The sequence below is a fragment of the Devosia polycyclovorans genome (assembly GCF_042181575.1).
Classification (GTDB): Bacteria; Pseudomonadota; Alphaproteobacteria; order Rhizobiales; family Devosiaceae; genus Devosia; species Devosia polycyclovorans.
Map to the genome: position 1 here is coordinate 30,314 of NZ_CP170084.1, position 15,381 is coordinate 45,694.

Sequence of the window (15,381 nt, forward strand, 5' to 3'; positions counted from 1 at the left end):
TCTGCACAAGTCCCATGCATGCGCTCGGGAACAGTCTCCCATCTTGCGACCGGCTGCGCTCGCTTGAGATGGCATTCCTGGTGCTGCGGCGGATCTTCCACGATCAACCCATAAAGGGTCCGCTAGCACGCTGCGGCCGCTTGGCTGCGCCGGCGCGGTGATCGCGTCCGCCTGTGCACATTGACGGAGCCATCGCGAGCGGGACCGGCCCGCTCCCCCAGATGGAGCCCTCACATGTCGCACAATCTCGCGCTTGCTCAGAAACACGCCTGGAACCTCGCCCGCACACTGATGACCACGGTCATTCTGTTCCGTTCGGAAAACCAATATTGCGTGCTTCCCGAAAGCGATCTCGACGACGCCGATGTCGAGGCGCTCTTTTCCTACGATCCTTACAGTGGTGGCCAATCGGTGCGTTGAGGGCCGGGCTTGGGCGCTACACCTGCGCCCAAGCCTGCTCGATGCTTTCAAAGGAGCACGTGGTCGGGACAGACGGTCGCGCCGCCTGGCACCGCTGCGGCGTCTCGGGTTGCGGTCTGGCCGGACCGACGTGATCCCGCAACGGCTGCGCCGTCCTCCTCTGCGTTTCGGCCCTTGCGGGTGCTCGATCCCCATGGTCCGGCCGTCTGACCTTCCGTGACGGCCGCAATCGGTGCGGCCAATTTGGAAGGCAGAGAAACATGAGCAGAAAAGAAGCGGAAAAGAGCCGCAACGATATCTACGAGCGCGTCACCGTAAGAATCGTGTCCCAGTTAGAGGAAGGGGTGCGCCCATGGGTTCAGCCCTGGTCGTCGAAATCGAAGTGCGGACATATAAGCCGGCCGATGCGCCACAATGGTGAGCCCTATTCCGGCATCAATGTTCTACTGCTGTGGTCTGAAGCCCTGGCGCGCGGGTACTCTGCAACCTTCTGGATGACCTTCAAGCAGGCCAAGGAATTGGGTGCTCATGTGCGCAAGGGCGAAGCTAGCTCGACCGTCATTTATGCTGGTCGGTTCACCAAGTCCGAATCGAACTCAGGCGGCGAGGACGTAGAGCGCGACATCCCGTTCCTGCGGACCTACGGCGTCTTTAATGTCGAGCAGATCGATGGCCTGCCGGACCACTTTTATCAGCAGGCCGACCACGTACCCGAACCGGTCGAACGAATTGAATGCGCCGACAGATTCTTCGCCAATGTCGGCGCGAACCTCCGCCATGGTGGTACCCAGGCATTCTACGCGCCGGCCACGGACCACATCCAGATGCCGCCCCGTGAGACATTCCGGGATGCCAGTTCATATGCCGCAGTTCTGGCTCATGAGCATATGCACTGGACGGCCAATCCCACTAGGGTGGGGCGCGACCTCAGCCGGTATGCCCGGGACAGGACAGAGCGGGCGCGGGAGGAATTGGTGGCTGAGATCGGTTCGGCCCTTCTTTGCGCTGACCTTGGCATTGTTCCGGAGCTCGAACCCCGTCCGGATCATGCAGCCTATATCGGCGAATGGCTTAAAGTGCTCAAAGATGACAAGCGTGCAGTGTTCCAGGCGGCAGCGCATGCACAACGGGCGGCGAACTATCTCCACGACCGGCAGCCCAAACATTGCCAGGAGGAGGCCGCAGCTTAAGCCTGTTCAAGCCCGCCGAATGGTATGGTGCTAAGGCCCGGCGTGGTCGGCACGCACAAGTAACCAGGGAAAAGGCGGCTGGGTCGACCGATGAGGCTGCTGAGGAGATGCCTGCCACCGCGGATAGCGCTTGGCAAGCCGCCGTTGTGCCGGTCATGGCGGCCCAGTGGTCGGCGGCGTTCGCGGTAACTGTAACAGGACCGCATCAAGTTACTCACCTTCAAGGTGACGTGCACGAGCCCTCGTGGCCAGCGATCATCGGCTTCCGATTGTGCCGGCGGGGCCAGCGTCATCTCCGAGAAAGCAGGGCTCTGTCAGTAGGACCGATGGTCTGTTCCAGCGTTACCATTTCCGGCCATGGCCTGCCCTTCGGCGGGCTCGATGGGGCATGTCTGACCGCGGACCGGCTGCGCCTCGCTCGTTTTCCCGCAACCGCTTCCGCGACTTTCTTCCCCTGTGAACAGTGTTCACATTCCTCGCGCGTCAAGAAAGCCGTTCCAGCGGCCTTCCACTGCCGTTTCAGCCCCTACGGGGTGCGGTCCGATCGTCCCCGGTCCTGTCGACATCCATCGAGGCCGCGAAGGGCGCGGCCCGAACACAGGAAAAGGAACATCTACAATGGCAACCATCGGCACCTTCACCACCTCCGCTAACGGTTTCAACGGCTCGATCAAGACGCTCACGCTCAACGTCAAAGCCCGCTTTGAAAAAATCGACAACCCCTCCGACAAGGGCCCGCACTTCCGCATCTTCTCGGGCGCCGTCGAGCTGGGTGCGGCCTGGCAGAAAGTCTCCGAGCAGCGCGGTCGCGACTACCTCTCGGTCAAGCTCGATGATCCCAGCTTCCCGGCTCCGATCTACGCCACACTGGTGGAGGTGGAAGGTGAAGACGGCCTCTCGCTCATCTGGTCCCGACCCAATCGCGACTAAACCAGCGGCCCCGCTTCGGCGGGGCCTTCATCTCACCGAGGAGGCCACAATGACCGTGGATGAAATTGAAGAGCTGCGCCGTGAGCTTCATGGATGCGATCTGACGGCGAAAGAAAGGGCCACAGCGGAACGGCGTCTCGTCACGTTGCTGGACCAGCGAGACACGTCTTGGGCACAAATGGAAAGCGGTCAGGCGACAGCCTGACCGCCAGATGTGATGCAAACGGTCCTAACCGTTCAATGCATCCTTGATCGCCTTGGCCGGCGCAAAGGTCAGCTTTTTCGAAGCTGCGATCTTGATGCTGGCGCCAGTGGAAGGATTGCGCCCCTCGCGCTCGGGCGTATCCTTGACTTTGAACTTTCCGAAGCCGGGAATGCTGGTTTCCGCGCCGGACTTTGCCGATGCAGCGATTTCCTGGAATACGCTGTCAACGATGGCCTTGGCCTGCGCCTTGGTCAAACCCTGTTCCGAAGCAATCTTGTCGGCGATGTCACCCGCAGTCGTCATGGTGCTGGCCCTCCTCATTGAATATGGCACCAGCGTTATGGCCGCCTTCGCGCGCCGTTGGAAGAGCCTGGTGCTTCTTTCTCTGGCCTATCGCGGATTGGGCCGAGTCACGGTTCCCCCTTGGGGAACACGATAGCCGCGCTGAATTTTTCGCTGCAATTGTCGCTTGAGCAATTGCTCCGCGTCGATCACCTGATCAAATGTCTCCATCATCGACTGACCCCTAGTGCCGATCCTCCCCCACTCTCTTATGACCGACGCTCCGCCAAAGAGGGTGGGTTGAAGCGTCAGACAATAGAAGCGTCGCATGTTCTGGCTCGGATCGATCCGACGAAGGTGCACAGTGTTTTGAGCAAGGTCCGGCATGACATAAGTCTGCCGCTCGGCGGCAGACTTCGTCCAACAACAAGTTGGAATCGAACCACCAGGTTCGATTCATTCTGGTGATGGATATGCACTCATGACCAGTCCGGCAGCGTCACTTGTGGAAGCGATTGGGCTTGATGACGGCGCGCATGTCCGCCCGCCGGAACCAGATCGCGCGCCCGCATCTCAGTGGCGGGTTACCTGCCGTGAACACGATCTGCTCGTCGGTCCGCATCTGCGTGACTTCATGAGGAAGGATCAGCGGGCGCGATGAGAGCTGTTTGGAGCGAGATCGTCCAACACTGTGCCCATTGCTGCTACGGCTGATCTGGTCGACTTCGACAGTTGTTACGCCGCATCGACGCGATATGTACTCGGCCGTTTCCGGATCATTGATGGCCGAGAATGAAACCCAGGACGCCGATTCAAACCACTTGCTGGTCGCATCTCGCCCTCCAAACGCCTCGCGCATCTGGCCCAGGGACTGGAACAGCAGCAGGAGCGTTATTCCAAATTTGCGACCGGCGTCGCGGGCCGTTTCGATAATGCGCATGTAGCCCAGCCGCGCCGCTTCATCGAGAAGAAAGAGTACGCGACCTGCGACGCCATGCTTCTGATTGTAGACCGCTTTGAGGAGCGCTCCGATGACGACTCGAGCCAGGCCCGGATGGTTTTCGAGAGTCGAGAGATCGATGTTGATGAAGATCGTCGTGGTGCCGTCGGCGATCTCGCTGGTTTCAAAACTATTGCCCGAAACCAGAGCTGCATAGTTGTCGTAGGAGAGCCAGTGCGTCTCCTTGGTGGCCGTGGCATAGACCCCCGAAAAGGTCTGGGGCGTCATGTTGATGAAAGGCGCGACATTTTCACGGACAAAGCGTGATGTCGTGCTCTCGTGAATGCGCGTCAGCTTTTCTTTGAGAGTCTCCTCCGGCTGAGCCAAGCGTTGCCTGACCATGCGGAGGGACGGACATCCGGAGCGAAGGGGTGCATCGTCTTCGTGCCGTTCTACAGCGCGGTCATCGGTTTCGTCTTGCGCTCGGCTCAGCACAACATCGGCAATGATCGCGGTAATCAATTGTTCGGCCATGGTGCGGAAAAAGTCATCCGATCCACTGGTGATGCGCGGTCTTTCGCTCATCAACCAGGCGGCAACCGAGGCGATGTCTTCTTCCGGAGCACTGCCATGGCGACCGATCCAGTCGAGGACATTGAAGCCGAATTCGGGCGATCTCGGATCGAGGGTGTAGACCGTCTGACCACGCTGGACGCGAAAAGGCGTGACCATGGGCGCGATCTCAGTGGACGGATCGAGCACGACTAAAGAGCCGCTGAATCGTGTCGCGGTCGGGATCACCACCGATGTGGTCTTAAATCCCCCCGACCCCGCAAAGACCAGCCCGTGCGTGGAGCCAAAACTGGTGTCAAAACCCAGGAGTGGTGCTTTCCCACCTTGGCCCCAAGTCTCGGAATTTCGGGGAACAAAGCTGATGCGCGACGCACCGTCCTGGTCTGGCCGATAGGCCTCGCCGACGACAATGCCCCCGTCTGAAGCAAAGAGCTTTTTGGCCCTGGCCATGCTCATCCACACATTGGTGCCGTGGATTGCCCTTTTGCCCAATACACGGCTGGGGGAGGCGCTTGCAAAGGCGAGGTCGCCCTTGAGCGCCACTTTGAGTCCAAATAGCGCCACGCCCATGGCAACCAGACAGCCCGAAATTGTCACCCAATCGACTACGGCATTGAGGGGCACGGATGGTTCTGCGGCCATGAGCGCGAGGACACGTCGGCTTTCGTCAAATATCCCGATCACGCCGGCAATCATGCCACCAATAGCGACACCGATCCCGGCGGATCGGATGCGCGCGGAGCCACGCGCGGCGAAAAGAAAGACCACCCCAAAAAGGGCCGCGACAAGATAGGGCAGGGCCAGACCGAAGCGCCCAAGGGCCCGGAAGGCCTCTGGTGTCGTGGCGAGCCCTGCCAACCAGAATTCAACGCCGCTCAGGCCCGGAATGGTACCGATCATCAGCGTCGCCGGCGTCATCGCCAATAGCAGGCGTTTTGACTTCATTCCCGAATGCCCTTTTCCCAATTGCCGTCAGGCGCGCGCGTTCGTCTGACACCGCAAGGCGGCCAATGGCGTCTATCAACACGCCCAGCAGCACGGCCTTGTCTTCATGGCGAAGGCCGGCTTTAACGATGAGGCCACCGAGCTGGATCTTTTCGCGGGTGTCTCGCTTGCGCGCTTCGCTCCGCTGTCGCTGCAAACTCATGGTGAGCCGTATCAGCTGCCTCTCAAGCCGCCGCAGGGGCAGATTTGTTCTTTGTTTGAAATCGGCCAACGACCTCTGTCATTGCCGCAAAAATTTCGGCTTCGGACACATCGAGCTCGTGCAGGCCGGCCTTGACCGCGATGGCACCGAGGCGCTCGGCCTCCTTGCCTTCCGCTTCCTTTAATCGGGCCTCGAGCTTGGCGATCTCATCCTTGATCCGTGTCGTGGAAGCCTTCCGTCCAGGCGCCATTCTCAATTCCTTTCGGTTGTTCACTCCTCAAGCAAACTCGGCCATTGGCCGTCCGCTGCCCAGTTCGGAATACCGAAGTGGGCGGTCGCCTCGCGACCGGAGATAGTCCCGGGCATTCGAGGAATGCCTTCAAGGGCGCAGTAATACGTTGCTGGGGCAACGCGTCTGCTCAGCGCCTCCTTGGACGGCGCTTGGTTTTGAGATTGACGTTCGTGGCGATCACCCATTTCACACCGCAGATCATCAGCCGCGCTGAGGGGCGCTCGGTAGTAGCTGCGGCCGCCTACCGCCATTGCGCGAGAATGGAGATCGAACGGGAAGGAAGGAGCGCCGACTTTTCCAACAAGCCCGATCTTGCCCATGCCGAGTTCAGTGTACCGGTCGATGCCCCGGCCTGGGTCAAAACCATTGTTACAGACTTGCGTCCGGCGCAGTGCTCAGAGACTTTTTGGAATCGGCTCGAAGCATTCGAAAAGCGAGCTGATGCGCAACTGGCCAAGGAGTTTATCCTGGCATTGCCAGTCGAGCTGACGATTGATCAGAATGTAGCGCTGATGCGCGACTTCGTCGACGCGGAAATCACCGCCCGTGGGCTGGTTGCGGACTGGGTGCTGCATGACGCCAAAGGCAATCCTCATGTCCATCTGATGACCAGTTTGCGGCCCCTGACCGTCGAAGGGTTTGGTGCCAAACGTATCGCTGTGCTCGATGAGGATGGCCGACCTGTTCGCTCGCCGGCAGGGCAGATCAGGTATCAGCTATGGGCAGGGGATAAGGCCGACTTCCTCAAACTTCGTGATGCCTGGTATGGGACGCAGAACCGACATCTGGCACAGCATGGATACGATGTGCGCGTCGATGGCCGTTCCTATGCGGAGCGCGGCGTCGATCTCGAACCGACACCGCATATCGGTGTGGGTGCCAAGGCGATCCAGCGGGCCGCGGATGCTGAGGGACGGATCGTTGATCTTGACCGGCTGGCTCAGCATGAGGCGGCCCGGCGGGAAAATGCCAGTCGGATCACTCGGCGTCCCGAGCTCGTGCTTGAGGCGATCGCGAGCGAAAAGAGCGTCTTTGATAAGCGCGATATTGCCCGATACCTGCACCGCTATGTCGATGATGCGAGCCAGTTCGCAGCCATAATGGCGCGCATTCTCGCCAGCGATGCGTTGCTGCTGATCGAAGCCGAAAGTTTTGATCCCGTCAGCGGCCAGACGCTACCGGCGCGTTATGCAACGCGAGAGATGGTGCGCATCGAAGCCGAAATGGCCGACCGCGCGGTGGTGCTGGCGGCTGGCAGAGGCTTTGGCATTTCGGCAAGCAGCCGTAAGGAAGTTCTGGCAGCAGAGAGCCGGCTTTCGGACGAGCAGGGCATTGCCATTGAGCACATCACGGGCCCGGAGCGGTTGGGAATTGTGGTTGGCCGCGCCGGAGCCGGCAAGACGACGATGATGAAAGCGGCCCGCGAAGTCTGGGCGGCCAACGGATATGCCGTCATCGGCGGAGCCCTCGCCGGAAAGGCAGCCGAAGGCTTGCAGCAGGAGGCCGGGATTGGGAGCCGAACGCTGGCCTCCTGGCAGTTGCATTGGGGTCGCGGCGAGGACTTGCTGCACGACAAATCCATATTCGTTCTTGATGAGGCCGGCATGGTCTCCTCCCGCCAGATGGCGGCGCTGATCGATGAGGTTGCGCGCGCCGGCGCCAAGCTCATATTGGTCGGTGATGCCGAGCAATTACAGCCCATTGAAGCTGGTGGGGCTTTCCGAACGCTGGCCGAGCGTCTTGGCTATGCCGAACTTGGTACCATCTTCCGCCAGCACGAAACCTGGATGCGGCAGGCATCCATGGACCTGGCCTGCGGCGACGTCAGCAAGGCGCTGAGCCAATATCACACCCGAGGCCATGTCGTTGAAACCAAGTGCCGGGTCGAGGCCATGACCGCCCTGGTGGCTGACTGGATCGCAGATTACGACCCAGACCATTCAAGCCTGATGCTGGCCTATCTCAGAAGGGATGTGCGCGCGCTCAACGATCGGGCGCGGGAGGCATTGCAGGCGCGGGGTATCATCGGTGCCGGGGCGGAGTTCGAGACCGAGGACGGCGCTCGTCGCTTCGCGCCCGGGGACAGAATTGTGTTCTTGCGCAATGAGAGATCAATCGGCGTCATGAACGGCACGATCGGTCGGGTCGTCACTTCAGAGAAGGGGCACCTTATTGCCGAAATCGGTACTGGTGGCTGGCGGGTGGAGATTGACCAGAGGTTCTACCGTGATCTCGATCATGGCTATGCCACGACGATTCACAAGTCGCAGGGGACTACGGTGGACAGCGTCAGGGTGCTGGCTTCCCCCCAGTTCGACCGGCACTTGGCCTATGTCGCTCTGACCCGGCATCGCAAATCTGTCACGCTTTATGCCGCAGCGGATGACTTCCGGAGTAGGACGCGCATCGATCACGTGTCCGGCGTGACCGGAGAACTAATTGACGCGGGCCTGGCCAGATTTGGGGATGACCCAAAGTCAAAACCAGGACCTTATGCCGATCTCCGAGACCGGGACGGCGTGGTGCACCGGCTTTGGGGCGCAGGCCTCCCCGAGGCGATAACGCAGGCCACGGTCGCAATTGGCGACATTGTCACCCTGAGTCGGAATGGCATCGAGGACATTACCGTCAAGGTACCTTTTGTTGATCAGGCGACCGGGAAGACAAGGTTTGAAGAGCGGGCAGTCGAGCGGTCGACCTGGTCGGCTGTTCTGGTTAGCGAGCGCGATGCGCACGAGCCTCATCGCGATGCTGGCGCGCTGTTCGGTAGCCCGGGCCGGATAGATCATGCTGCCGGGGTGACAGGTGAATTAATCGGGCAGGGCGAGGCGCCGTATCGGGAGGACAACAAGGGTTCTTCATGTCCCTATGCTGATCTCCGCCTGCCGAACCACGCCACTCACCGTCTTTGGGGCAAGGACGTTCCGCATGCTATCGCCAAGGCAGACGCGGCCATCGGGGATACCATCACACTTCACCGCCTAGCGCCCGATGACGTCGCCGTGCAAAGCCATCGCTCCGATTTCCAAGGGGGCTTACTGATCGGACCAAACGTCTGGACTTGCGCCCTTGTTGAAACCGCAACCGAGCGAAGCGCACGTCACGCCGCCGCCACAACGCCAAAGCCATCAACGTTACTCCCTCAGCTGATCAACCGGTTCTCTCGATCCGGCGCGAAAACGACCACCCTCGATTTTGCGGGCTCCGAAGTTTATCGGCAGGCCCATGCCTATGCGACCAATCGCGGGCTTGCGGGCCTGCGCGTCATCACCGCCATGGCGAAAAACCACGCTCGTTGGATCGCCGACCAACGCCATAAACTACTGGCGGCCAGTACAAGACTCGCCAGTTTCGTCGCGCAATTGGCGCCGACCGTTGTCAAAGACAAAACCCAGACGATGATCCATCCGACGCAAGCACCTTTGCTAAGCGGGGTGTCGGTCTGGAGCCAGACAATTAAGGAGGCAGTTGAAGCCAGGATGCAGAATGACGCAACGCTGAGCCTGCATTGGGCCAATGTTCAGGACCGCCTGCAGCTTGTCTATGACAAACCCGAAGCTACAATTGAGGCGATCAATCTGGCCGGTACCAACAAGGGCGACGGCACGAACCCATCGGTGCAGGCGCAGATATTGGCCCAACTGGAAAGCACCCCAGAGGCCTTCGGAGCCATGCGGGGCAGAACCGGACTTATGGCCTCTCCGGCGGATCGCGCTGATCGGCAAGCGGCGCGTGACAATCTAGTCGCGCTCAAAAAAGGTCTGCAGAACTACTGGCGCCTGAAGACAGAAATCGGCGCTGCGCGGACTTCTGAAGTCGGCCAGCAAAGGGAGCGGCAAAAGCTCGATATTCCGGCGATTTCGAGCGCGGCAGAAAGCGTGCTTGAACGCATCCGCGACGCCCTGGATCGCAATGATCTTAGTGCTGCCATGGGTTTTGTCCTGGCCGACAAATTGGTCAAGACCGAGATAGACCAGCTCAACGACCGGCTCGAGGCGAAGTTCGGCAAGCGCGCCTTCATGACGAATCCACAGCCCCATGGGAAAGAGTTTGAACGGGTCTCGGCCAAGGTCGCTCGCGCTGATCACGCCAAGCTGACGAGAGTTTGGCCGCTCCTCAGAGCGGCACAGACGATTGCTGCTGAGGAGCGCGTCCAGATGCAGGGCCAGAACAGAACAATGGCGCGCGATCAGGGCGTTTCGCGATGACGACACGCCGAACCGCTACCCGACTGTTGATCGTCGCTGCGGCGTCTATCGGTGCTTTGGCTGCCATATTTGCGATTGGTGGGTTTCGTCTCAATTTGACGCCCTCGGCGCCCGTGGGCCTTTGGCGCATAGAACCATTGAACCGGTCGCCTGAAATCGGCGACCGCATATTTGTCTGCTTGCCGGACGGACCTGCCGTCAGGCTCGCGCTCCAAAGGCACTATCTGCCACGTGGGCTATGCCCGTCTGGCGGCAGTCCGCTGATCAAGTCGGTGGCCGCCACCGGAGGTCAGACGGTTACGATTGTCGATCACGTCCAAATCGATGGGCAGCGTCTTTTGGGCTCGCTGGTGCTTTCGGCCGACGCGGCCGGAAGAGTCATGCCGCGCTATGCCGGCGGGATTGTGGGCAACAATACGGTTTATCTCCATTCAGATTTCCAAGGATCTTATGACTCGCGCTATTTTGGGCCTGTGCCAACGGACGGTGTCCTTGGCCTTGCCATCGAAGTTCTTACCTTTTCGCCATGACGCCTTTTTCGTAGCAATTTTCGCACTGGCAGCGGCTACCGTGGGCGCTGTTGGGTGGAGCGGATATGTGGCTCTGCTTCCTGCGGCCGCCATTTTTCCGGCACTTTGGGCTTTTGCGCCTTCAAGACTTGGCTCAGGCCTGGTGGCAGCGGCCTATTTCTTGGTCGGGTCCCGGGGTCTTCCAATCGGCGTTGCGCGCTACTTCGATGCGCAGATTGCACTGGGAATAGGGCTTTGGGTCGTGGCGGCTGTGCCCTTCGTTGCCGTCCATGCCACACTATGGACGCCCCAGGCACGGTGGCGCCCCGTTCGCTACGCGCTTGTTCTTTTGGTGATGGCGGTGCCGCCATTGGGGATTGTTGGGTGGGGCAGCCCACTTACGGCAGCAGGTGCCTTGTTTCCGGGCTGGGGCTGGTTCGGTCTAGCGACAATGGCATTGTTGCTGCTCGGCATGACGACCAGGATATGGCCGGTCATGTGCGTCATCCTGGGAGCTCTTACAATCGCGTCAGCGGCGACTTGGTCCGCGCCGCAGTCCTCGCTTGGCTGGCTTGGCATCGACACCAAATTCCCGGTCTCAGTAACGGGGCGGCACGCCGATTATGCGCAGCAGCGAGAAACCATCCGACTGGTGCGACTAGCGGCCAAGCAGGGGGCTAAAGTCGTCGTGTTGCCCGAAGGCGCACTTGGGATCTGGACCACTACCACGGAGCGGTTATGGCGTCGGGAGTTGGCTGCAAGCGATGTTATCGTGCTTGGTGGCGCCACTGTCGTGACGCCGGGCGGCTATGACAATGTCATGGTCGGGATCACACCGAGCACTGCAGATGCCCTCTATACTCAGCGCATGCCGGTACCGGTATCGATGTGGCAACCGTGGACGCAGGGCGGTGCGCGCGCAGGGTATTTCGCACAACCCGTGATCGAGATCGCGGGAATGCGCGTGGCGCCACTAATTTGTTATGAGCAATTGCTGGTTTGGCCGGTCCTGCAGTCCTTCTTGCAGGCTCCTGATGCACTGGTCGCAATTGGCAATGGCTGGTGGGCTGGCGGTTCGGGCATAGTCGAAGTGCAGAATGTTGCCGTTATGGCCTGGGCGGCTCTACTTGGTCTTCCGTTGGTGCAGTCGAGGAATGCATGACGGGTGGCCTCAGGAGCATTGGTCGACTGGCTTCCGGCTCGTTATGCGAAAATCAGCCCGTTGGGTTGATCTATTTCCGAGGAAGGGGATAATAATTGTAGAAAGTTATAGCACATCATCCAGATCAATAAAAAGAAAATATTCGCATAATCTAGATTATGGAGCGGCGAAAATATACTGAAATCGACTTCAGAGGTAAGCCTAGATATCACTTTAGGGTTCGCCGCCAAAAATGGATGTCGTCTAGCAGTTTTGGGGCCGTTACCGGCCGGTCCGGTGTTGGGGCACGCAGCGCGGTAACCGGACCCAACGCAGACGCTGGGATGCATAATGCTCCAGGACGCGCCTACGGGTTCTCGAACGTTGGGCTAAACTTGCGGAAACACGACCTTGGAGGCGAGCATCCAGACGGCCATCGCGACCATCATCAGGTTTTCGGTGAGCGACACAAAGCCGAGCGGCACATTGCTCGAGCCGCCAACGCAGGCGCATTTGAGTTCACGCCGATCGATATAGACCGCCTTGAAGACAGACGCCGCTCCCACGGTACCGATGAAGAGCGCAACAGGGACCGAAAGCCAGATGAGCGCCCCAGATATCATCAGGAGCCCCGCGAGGGCCTCTGCGTAGGGGTAAATATAGCTGTAGGGCACCCATCGTCGTGCAAGAAGGTCGTAGTTGAGAAACATGGTGCTGAACTGTTCGACATCCTGAAGCTTGAGGAGGGCAAGGGCGACCATCGAGAAGCTGATGAGCCATTCCAGAGTGCGCACCACGAAAGGCGTTCCATAGGCTGCATAGCTGGTCGCAACGGCGGTGAGAGCCATGAGTACAAACAACACAATGACCGGGCGATAGCTGGTGGCTTCGGGGTCAGCGACAGGCTTGCCGAGGAAGCGTCGCAGATCGTCATGACCGCCAATCCTGGAGCCGTCGATAAATGTCTGCGGCGTGGTTTCAACCCGATGCTCTCGCTTGAAAGCGTCGGTTTCTTCCCTGGTTTTGAGGTGATGGTCCTCCACGGTGAAGCCCGACCGTTCAAGGAGATCTTTTGACTTCAGGCCATAGGGGCAAACGTGGGATGGCATGACCATACGATATAGGGAAGCTCGGGGTGAGCCGGTCGCTTGCTGTTCGGACATGATGGGTCTCTCCGTTGGCGCCAGTCGAATAGTAGTCGCCTGTCATAGGTAGAGTGCGGAGCAGCAGTAGAAGTTCCACCTTTCCTGGACTTAGCGGCGAATACAGCGCTTCATTCGGCCAATTGTGCAACCTTACCACGTGGAAAGGTCATTTCCCCATCGGACAATGATGGAGGATCCGATGAAATACGGCCGCTTTTTCCTAATGATCGCCACATCGACCGTCGTGATGTTCGGTCTGATGTACCTCAATACCTATCTCTTCAGCCATGTGTTCTGGTCGGAGACGCGTGCCTGGATGGCGCTGGTGATGGGCGGGGCCATGGCAGTGATCATGCTGGCCTTCATGCTCTCCATGTACAAGAACAAGACGCTCAATATTGCCATCTTCGCGGGTGCCGCTGTGATTTTCGGACTCTCGCTATGGTTGGTGCGCAGCCAGGTCACCGTCGACGACAGCGACTATATGAGCGCAATGATCCCGCACCATTCCATCGCCATCATGACCTCGTCGCGGGCGGGTATCGAAGACGGCCGCGTGCGCAAGCTGGCCGACGAGATCATCTATGCCCAGGACAAGGAAATTTCGGAGATGAAGTACCTGCTGGCCTCGATCGCCGAAGACGGCAAACAGCCGGCCGATCCGAAAACGCCTGCGCCGCTGGTCGAGAGCGTCGACGCTGCCCTGGCCAGCGCCGAGGTTGCGGTACTCGATCCAGAGTTTCTGAGTCCCGAAGAGATTTCAGCGGCCTTGTCCGCTGAGGCCCAATGTACATTCTTGTACACCGAAGACAGCAAGCCGGCGCTGGCAATCGGTCCGAGCAACACCGGCACCATCGCAGCGGTCAAACTGTCTGGCAATGTGGTGCGGATCGAGGGTGACAGCATGGGCGCGTTTGCCGCTGGCGACCTCAGTCTGACCCTTGCCGGTCGGGATGGCCAAGACATAACAGAGCTGGCGGACCAGGATCTTCCCGAAGTGGTCATGGAGCTGGCGATCGGCGATCAATTGCGGGCGGGCTATCTGGGCTATCTGCGCTGCCAATAGAGGGAATGGATTGGCGGTGGGTCACCGCCGATCCGTCCGATCAACCGGTGGCCGCAGCGGCGCTCAACTCGAACCTGTCGGTCAGAATGACACCGGTGAGGCAGCGCCGGGCCGTGACCAGTGCCGCCGCCGCGTCAACAAAGCCTGGAGGCCCGGCGATATAGACCTGACCTGACAGCAGGTCGCAGTCGAGCTGGCTGATGGCCTCGGCCAAAGGCGATGCAGATGAGTTTGGCGCAACAGCGCCGGTCGTGATCGCTTGGTAGGTGAACCGGCTGTCAGCCTCGGCCGCGCGGGTGAAGAGGCCATTGAGATAGAATCCGTCGTGCTGGCGCGCAAAGGAGACAAGATGCACACGCCGGCCGTCGTTTGAGTTCAAAATCGACTGCACGGGTGCGTGGCCGGTCGAGGCGGCGATCGCCAGGATTGGCCCCGCAACCCCACCGGCGCCAATGGCACTTCCGAATGGCCCGGAAACGCGGACAACGTCGCCCAGCTCACGCTCACTGGCCAGGATGCCGGAAGCGCGTCCACCGGCTATGGCGCGAATGTGGAACTCCAGATGCAGAGCCCCCTGCTCGCTGGCCACCGAGTAGCTGCGGGTGATGCCAGGCGCCAGTTCGATTTCGAAGAACTGGCCGGGCGAGAAGGCAATCGCTTCTTCGGGACGCAGGACCAGCCGATAGATTTCGGGCGCAATGGTGTGGAGCGCTACGATCCGGGCCTGGGCACCGGCGACGACCTGTTCATTGCTCCAGGCAACGGCGACGTCCGTCAGCGGCACAGCGCGGCAGGCCAGAATGTATCCCGAGTCCCGTTCCGCAACGTCGAGAGCGAAAGGCGAGTGTTCGCGCATCATGACCTTGCCCGAAAGCAGGCGGGATTTGCACGCCCCGCAGCGGCCAGACCGGCAGCTATGGGGAAACTGCACACCAGCGTCGAGTGCGGCTTCGAGCACGGTTTGCTCTTCGGTCACGGTGACGCGTGCTTGCACCTGGGGAAGGCGGAGCGTCGTCATCGCCCGGCTCCGAACAGTACCGGCCAATCCTGGCGCAACTGCGCGCGCTGGGTGTCATGAGTGCCATAATAGACCTTGGTGCCCACCACAGTGATGGGTGCGACCCGGACGCCGGTTCGGGCCCTGGCCTCCTCGGCCACGTCCGGGCGGGCAAGGTCGTGTTCCTGGTAGGGAATGCCAAGCTGATCGAACCACGTCTTGAGCTGTCGGCAATCTGGGCAGGTCGAAGTTGTGTAGAGTTCGATGGTGGGGGCGGACAGGGATTGCATTGGTAGTCCTCCTGTTGTGGAGCTTTTGGCTCCCGTGATGGTGACG

General features: G+C 60.1%; 16 protein-coding genes. 8 read left to right on the forward strand and 8 right to left on the reverse strand.

Going from position 1 to position 15,381, the window contains the following annotated elements; genetic code table 11:
- Window positions 1–234 precede the first annotated feature (234 nt).
- The 4 genes from ACE4RL_RS18435 (at window position 235) to ACE4RL_RS18450 (ending at window position 2,745) form a co-directional block, all read left to right on the forward strand.
- Window positions 235–420, forward strand: coding sequence for a hypothetical protein (locus tag ACE4RL_RS18435; protein ID WP_375600382.1), 186 nt, complete (start codon window positions 235–237; stop codon window positions 418–420).
- A 260-nt stretch (window positions 421–680) separates the two neighbouring features.
- Window positions 681–1,610 carry an ArdC family protein gene (locus tag ACE4RL_RS18440; RefSeq protein ID WP_375600383.1) on the forward strand — a complete coding sequence of 310 codons (930 nt, stop codon included), beginning with the start codon at window positions 681–683 and terminating at the stop codon, window positions 1,608–1,610.
- A 618-nt stretch (window positions 1,611–2,228) separates the two neighbouring features.
- Window positions 2,229–2,540 carry a DUF736 domain-containing protein gene (locus ACE4RL_RS18445; protein WP_375600384.1) on the forward strand — a complete coding sequence of 104 codons (312 nt, stop codon included), beginning with the start codon at window positions 2,229–2,231 and terminating at the stop codon, window positions 2,538–2,540.
- A gap of 49 nt (window positions 2,541–2,589) precedes the next feature.
- Window positions 2,590–2,745: a hypothetical protein gene (locus tag ACE4RL_RS18450; RefSeq protein WP_375600385.1), complete on the forward strand. Its 156-nt coding sequence runs from the start codon at window positions 2,590–2,592 to the stop codon at window positions 2,743–2,745.
- A gap of 24 nt (window positions 2,746–2,769) precedes the next feature.
- Here ACE4RL_RS18450 and ACE4RL_RS18455 read toward each other — a convergent pair whose 3' ends face one another.
- The 5 genes from ACE4RL_RS18455 to ACE4RL_RS18475 all read right to left on the reverse strand — a co-directional run bounded on the left by ACE4RL_RS18455 (window position 2,770) and on the right by ACE4RL_RS18475 (window position 5,937).
- Window positions 2,770–3,048, reverse strand: a complete 279-nt coding sequence (locus ACE4RL_RS18455) for an HU family DNA-binding protein (protein ID WP_375600386.1) — start codon at window positions 3,046–3,048, stop codon at window positions 2,770–2,772.
- An 87-nt stretch (window positions 3,049–3,135) separates the two neighbouring features.
- Window positions 3,136–3,414 carry a WGR domain-containing protein gene (locus ACE4RL_RS18460; protein ID WP_375600387.1) on the reverse strand — a complete coding sequence of 93 codons (279 nt, stop codon included), beginning with the start codon at window positions 3,412–3,414 and terminating at the stop codon, window positions 3,136–3,138.
- A 112-nt stretch (window positions 3,415–3,526) separates the two neighbouring features.
- Window positions 3,527–5,485 carry a Ti-type conjugative transfer system protein TraG gene (gene traG, locus ACE4RL_RS18465; RefSeq protein WP_375600388.1) on the reverse strand — a complete coding sequence of 653 codons (1,959 nt, stop codon included), beginning with the start codon at window positions 5,483–5,485 and terminating at the stop codon, window positions 3,527–3,529.
- Window positions 5,406–5,687, reverse strand: coding sequence for a conjugal transfer protein TraD (traD, locus tag ACE4RL_RS18470; protein ID WP_375600398.1), 282 nt, complete (start codon window positions 5,685–5,687; stop codon window positions 5,406–5,408). Before traD ends, traG begins: the two co-directional genes overlap by 80 nt.
- Before the next feature lie 22 nt (window positions 5,688–5,709).
- Window positions 5,710–5,937, reverse strand: a complete 228-nt coding sequence (locus ACE4RL_RS18475; RefSeq protein WP_375600389.1) for a TraC family protein — start codon at window positions 5,935–5,937, stop codon at window positions 5,710–5,712.
- 212 nt (window positions 5,938–6,149) lie between these two features.
- Here ACE4RL_RS18475 and traA point away from each other — a divergent pair, with 212 nt between their 5' ends.
- Genes traA through ACE4RL_RS18490 form a run of 3 tightly spaced genes read left to right on the forward strand, consistent with a single transcriptional unit; the run spans window position 6,150 to window position 11,858 of the window.
- Entirely contained in the window at window positions 6,150–10,187 is a 4,038-nt protein-coding gene (gene traA / locus ACE4RL_RS18480) for a Ti-type conjugative transfer relaxase TraA (RefSeq protein WP_375600390.1), read from the forward strand.
- The gene (gene traF / locus ACE4RL_RS18485) at window positions 10,184–10,717 is read left to right on the forward strand and encodes a conjugative transfer signal peptidase TraF (RefSeq protein ID WP_375600391.1); all 534 of its coding nucleotides are present in this window, start codon (window positions 10,184–10,186) and stop codon (window positions 10,715–10,717) included. The genes traA and traF overlap by 4 nt, the downstream gene beginning before the upstream one ends.
- Complete coding sequence (locus ACE4RL_RS18490) at window positions 10,638–11,858, forward strand: conjugal transfer protein TraB (protein WP_375600399.1); 1,221 nt, start codon at window positions 10,638–10,640, stop codon at window positions 11,856–11,858. The genes traF and ACE4RL_RS18490 overlap by 80 nt, the downstream gene beginning before the upstream one ends.
- Before the next feature lie 368 nt (window positions 11,859–12,226).
- Here the strand turns inward: ACE4RL_RS18490 and ACE4RL_RS18495 are convergent, their stop codons facing one another.
- Complete coding sequence (locus ACE4RL_RS18495) at window positions 12,227–13,000, reverse strand: MauE/DoxX family redox-associated membrane protein (RefSeq protein ID WP_375600392.1); 774 nt, start codon at window positions 12,998–13,000, stop codon at window positions 12,227–12,229.
- Window positions 13,001–13,181: 181 nt separating this feature from the next.
- Here ACE4RL_RS18495 and ACE4RL_RS18500 point away from each other — a divergent pair, with 181 nt between their 5' ends.
- A complete protein-coding gene (locus ACE4RL_RS18500; RefSeq protein ID WP_375600393.1) occupies window positions 13,182–14,048 on the forward strand; it encodes a DUF6692 family protein in 867 nt (288 codons plus the stop codon).
- Between the two features lie 40 nt (window positions 14,049–14,088).
- On the opposite strand, the gene ACE4RL_RS18505 is transcribed toward ACE4RL_RS18500, so the two are convergent.
- Together ACE4RL_RS18505 and ACE4RL_RS18510 are read right to left on the reverse strand one after the other, a co-directional pair.
- Window positions 14,089–15,066: a 2Fe-2S iron-sulfur cluster-binding protein gene (locus ACE4RL_RS18505; protein ID WP_375600394.1), complete on the reverse strand. Its 978-nt coding sequence runs from the start codon at window positions 15,064–15,066 to the stop codon at window positions 14,089–14,091.
- Window positions 15,063–15,335: a glutaredoxin family protein gene (locus ACE4RL_RS18510; RefSeq protein ID WP_116587583.1), complete on the reverse strand. Its 273-nt coding sequence runs from the start codon at window positions 15,333–15,335 to the stop codon at window positions 15,063–15,065. The genes ACE4RL_RS18505 and ACE4RL_RS18510 overlap by 4 nt, the downstream gene beginning before the upstream one ends.
- Window positions 15,336–15,381 lie beyond the last annotated feature (46 nt).